The sequence below is a fragment of the Clostridium sp. CAG:43 genome, assembly GCF_000434655.1.
Lineage (GTDB): Bacteria > Bacillota > Clostridia > Lachnospirales > Lachnospiraceae > Otoolea > Otoolea fessa.
In genome coordinates this window covers 8,966-12,345 of sequence record NZ_FR895024.1, presented here as the reverse complement: position 1 = coordinate 12,345, position 3,380 = coordinate 8,966, and the positions used below count along the sequence as shown (strand labels likewise).

General features: G+C 50.9%; 2 protein-coding genes. Both read right to left on the bottom strand.

Annotated features, from left to right (window positions below; all coding sequences use genetic code 11):
• Positions 1 to 32 precede the first annotated feature (32 nt).
• Positions 33 to 497 carry an SsrA-binding protein SmpB gene (gene smpB / locus QVO97_RS02125; protein ID WP_022358767.1) on the bottom strand — a complete coding sequence of 155 codons (465 nt, stop codon included), beginning with the start codon at positions 495 to 497 and terminating at the stop codon, positions 33 to 35.
• Positions 498 to 546: 49 nt separating this feature from the next.
• Positions 547 to 2,652 (bottom strand): ribonuclease R, encoded by a 2,106-nt coding sequence (rnr, locus tag QVO97_RS02120; RefSeq protein WP_288188673.1) that lies wholly within the window; start codon positions 2,650 to 2,652, stop codon positions 547 to 549.
• Positions 2,653 to 3,380: the final 728 nt, after the last annotated feature.

Genomic DNA, 3,380 nt, shown 5'->3' with positions numbered 1-3,380 from the left:
CAATCTGCTGCAGACACTTTCAAATATAATAATTATTTCTGTCTCGCCTTAAACGCACGGTCAATCTCCCGCTTCGCGTCCTTTTTCGCCAGATCGTCTCTCTTATCATACAGCTTCTTACCGCGTGCCAGACCAATCTCCACTTTTACGAGACTTCCTTTAAAATACACCTGCAGCGGTACCAGCGTATATCCTTTTTCTTTGATCTTTGACATCAGGCGGCGGATCTCCAGTTTGTGGAGAAGGAGTTTCCGCACACGCAGCGGATCTTTATTAAAGATATTTCCCTTCTCATATGGGCTGATATGCATGCCGAATACATACACCTGACCGTCGCTCTCGATCTTGATAAATGCTTCCTTGATGCTGCATTTACCCATGCGGATCGATTTGACCTCGGTACCGAATAACTCGATCCCGGCTTCGAATTTATCATCGATAAAATAATCATGGTAAGCTTTCTTATTGTTCGCCACCATCTTGATTCCTGCTCCCATTTTAATTCCTCTTTCCCTCTCTACTTTTTACATCTTATTTTACAATCTTCTACTTCCAGTACACCGCCGGCATAAAATCAATCGTCCTCGCATACCGGTCGCACGCAGTCACGCGGACGCGGATAGTCTGACCGAGCTTGTACGTCTTTCTCGTCATCTCTCCGACCAGCTCATAGTGTGCTTCGTCAAATACGAAATAGTCGCCGCGCAGTTCATTGACATGAACTAATCCTTCAACCGTGTTCGGCAGCTCGACATAGAAGCCCCAGTTGGTGACACCGGAAATGACTCCCTCGAATTCTTCTCCGATGTAATGTTCCATGTACTGGACTTTCTTCATCTTATCAGTCTCGCGTTCGGCTTCGTCAGCGCGGCGCTCCAGTGCCGAGGTCTGGACTGCCACTTCCGGCAGGATTTTTTCAAAATGGGCGGTTTTTCGCGCATCCATATTCCCATGCAGGCACTCTTTGATAATCCGGTGGATCTGCAGATCCGGGTAACGGCGGATCGGGGAGGTGAAATGGGTATAGTATTTCGCCGCCAATCCAAAATGACCGGAGTTCAAGGTCGAATATTTCGCCTGTTTCATGGAGCGCAGCGTCAGACGGCTGAGCAATGCCTCCTCCGGCGTGCCCTCGATCTTTTCAAGCAGCTTTTGCAATTCTTTCGGATGGACTTCGCCACCCGGCATCCGCAATGTATATCCAAAGTTGTTGATGAACGTGCCGAGTTTCGCCATCTTCTCCTCATCCGGTTTCTCATGGATTCGGTAGAGGAACGGCATTTCCTGCCAATAATAGTCCTCGGCTACCGTCTCATTTGCCATCAGCATGAAATCCTCGATAAGCTTCGTCGCCGCGTTGCGCTCATACGGCTTGATCTCGATTGGGCGTCCTTTGGCGTCGAGTAAAATCTTGCTCTCTGGAAAGTCGAAGTCAATCGCACCGCGCTCCTGGCGCCTCTTGCGGAGAAGCTGCGAAAGTTCTTTCATTTGCAGGAATAAATCCACAAATTCCTTATATTTCTCCTTTGTCTCTGCATCATCATCCGTGATGATCGCATTGACCGCCGTATACGTCATCCGGCGATCGACGCGGATCAATGTCTCTGCAATCTCATGTCCGATCACGACGCCTTTGTCATTGATCTCCATGATACAGCTCAGCGCCAGGCGATCTTCGCCCTGATTCAGGGAACAGATACCGTTTGAGAGTTTATGCGGCAGCATCGGAATGACACGGTCGGTCAGATACACGCTCGTTCCGCGCTTTAATGCCTCGCGGTCAAGCGGGCTGCCCTCGCGGACATAATGGGTCACATCCGCGATGTGTACACCGAGCCGGTAACCCTGCTCCGTCTTTTCCAGCGTGATCGCATCGTCGAGATCCTTCGCTTCCTCACCATCGATCGTGACTGTCGGCAGATCGCGCAGATCCTTGCGTCCCGCCTTGTCCTCCTCGCGGACGGCATCCGGAATCTCTTCAAGCTGCGCCATGACCTCCGGCGGAAATTCTTCCGGCAGACCGTATGCTTTCACGATCGATAAAATATCGACTCCCGGATCGTTCATATGTCCGAGAATGCTGGTGATCACGCCCTCCGGCTTCTTATCCGGGCTGTTTCCGTAATCTTTGATCTTCACGATGACCTTATGACCGGTCACTGCGCCCGCGTCACACCCCTGCGGGATGAAAATATCGCGTGAAATCCGTGGATTGTCCGGGATCACAAAGCCGAAACCGCCGTTTTTCTCATACAGACCGACCAGCTCCTGATTGGCGTGCTCCAGGATCCGCACGATACTTCCCTCGGCTCTGCGTCCGCCGCCGCTCTCCTGATCAATCACAACCAGCACCTTATCGCCGTGCATCGCGCCCTTTGTTTTTTCACGCGGAACGAACACATCCTGCTCACGTCCCTCGATTGCCACGAAACCGAAGCCCTTCGGGTGTCCCGAATAAATACCTGCCTCTGAAAATGTCTCCGGGCGCCCCAGCTTGCCCTTGCGGGACATGCCGATTTTTCCCTCTTCCAGCAGATGATCGATAACCCGCTGCAGCTCCCGACGCTGTTCCTTCGGAATATTTAAAAGAAGTGCCAGCTCCTTCAGCTTCATCGGCACGTATGCCGGTTCATTCATGACATCCTGAATCATCTTGCAGCGGCGGGTAAACTCCTCCTCGGAAGCGCCAGCATCCTCACGCTCCTTCTTGCCGCGCTTTTCGCGCTTCTTATCCATCTCACGCTCAAGCTTTCGATCACGGTCTTTCTTTTCCGCTTTATCCTTTTTCCGGCGCACCGATTCCTCTTTCGGACCTTTCGCACGCTCCGGCTTTTTCTTCTTTTTTCCGTACCTCTCTTCCCACTCGCCGATCAGCCCATCCCCGTCAATCTGGCGCTGTACGCTGCTCTCCCGGCTTTCTCCGGACATTTTCTCTTCCCGTGCTTCTTCTTTCCGCATCGCAAACCGCTGTTCTGCATTCTTCAGGATCGTCTCCAGCATCTCATCCGAGAGCTTTGTCTCCGTCTGCTGGTGCTTTTCAAATGACTTTCTTTCTCTCCTGCGATTTTCCGACATTTTCTGTCCTTCCTCTTTCTGTGAAGCTGCCACACTCTGCATCTGCGCCTGGCGCTTCTGCTGTTTTGCGTATTTCTGAGCCTCGCTTCTCTTTATTTTTCCCATGATTTTATCAAATATGTTCAAATTTATCTCACTTCTCTTTCTCAATATGAAAAAAAGGCTGCCACGCGACAGCCTCTTAAAGGTTCCTTACAGGAATTTCAAATTCAAAACTAATGCAAGGATCAGCCACAGAATTGCAGCATATTTGGTCAGCTTCTCCAGCTTTCCTTCCATAGAACGGCTTTTATTTCTGCCCCAGT